The organism is Streptomyces eurythermus, assembly GCF_014649115.1.
Taxonomy (GTDB): Bacteria; Actinomycetota; Actinomycetes; order Streptomycetales; family Streptomycetaceae; genus Streptomyces; species Streptomyces eurythermus.
The window spans coordinates 1-1,037 of record NZ_BMSK01000061.1 but is presented as its reverse complement, the minus strand read 5'-3'; the positions used below and the strand labels follow the sequence as shown (position 1 = coordinate 1,037).

At 66.2% G+C, this 1,037-nt stretch carries 1 protein-coding gene; it reads right to left on the bottom strand.

Features of this window, described 5'->3' with window-relative positions:
- Positions 1-53: 53 nt before the first annotated feature.
- Entirely contained in the window at positions 54-968 is a 915-nt protein-coding gene (locus tag IE251_RS40465; RefSeq protein WP_189757929.1) for a transposase family protein, read from the bottom strand.
- Positions 969-1,037: the final 69 nt, after the last annotated feature.

The window sequence follows — 1,037 nt, the reverse complement described above, 5'->3', positions numbered from 1 at the left end:
ACGAGCTGGTGCGTGATAGCGATGGAGTCGTGTTTGCCTGATCGGAGTCGTGCTCACGTGTTGGCGGTGCGGTCGGAGACGAGGCCGGCGATGGCCCGGTAGGTGGCGGGTAGGACCTCTCGTCGGTGGGTCCAGCGGGTCAGTTGCTTCCAGCGTTTGTGATCGGCGAGTGCGTGCTCGACGGTGATGCGCTTCGATGAGTGTCGGTGCCGGGCTTCTTCTCTGGCCGCGTGTACGTGCGGCAAGGCGACCTTATTCGGTTTTCTGGGCGGTGTGACCGCTTGGCCAGGATGGTCGCGTCGGAGCCCGAGATAGCCGTCGTCCAGCAGCACTTCCACCTCCGGAAAGTGCTCGAAGCAGACGGCGATGCCTTCGTTGCGTGTGGCAGTCGCATCGTGCATTCGCCCTGGTCGCAGAGCATCGGTCCAGAGTGTGCGGCCCTGGTGGTCGGCGATGATGGTGGCCTTCATGGTGTTCTGCTTCTTCTTGCCCGAGACGAATGCGCGTCTTCCGCCGCGGCCGGCTGCGGGCCGGCGGACCTGGACCTCGGTGGCGTCCAGCCGCAGCTCGATGCCCTCGGCCTGGGCATAGGCGAACACATCCGCCAGGGTCCGCAGTCGCAGGCCAGGACGGTCGGGGACCGCGCATCCACGTTCAGCCAGGAGCCCGCGTATCTCTCCGATCGCACGGGTGACAGTGGAACGGTCGACACCGGACAACAGGGCGAGGACGGAGTGCGGGAGATCGTGCCGCAGGTGGATCAGCGTGACGACCAGCCGGTCGACGAACACCAGACGATGCCTGGCACCGGCCCCCGCCTCACGTTTCCTGGCCCCGCCGCGTGCCTTGTGACGGTGACCCTCGACCACGCCCTGCCACGGGTCGGCCAACTCCTCGACCAAGCAAGCCAGATGCTGCCGGGAGATGCCGGTGAACAGCTGATGCGCGAGGACGTCCCGGTTGACCATGATCACCACGGGCTGGATCATCCCACCCTCGCGCGATCACCCCTCAACCGCTATCACGCACCAGCTCGT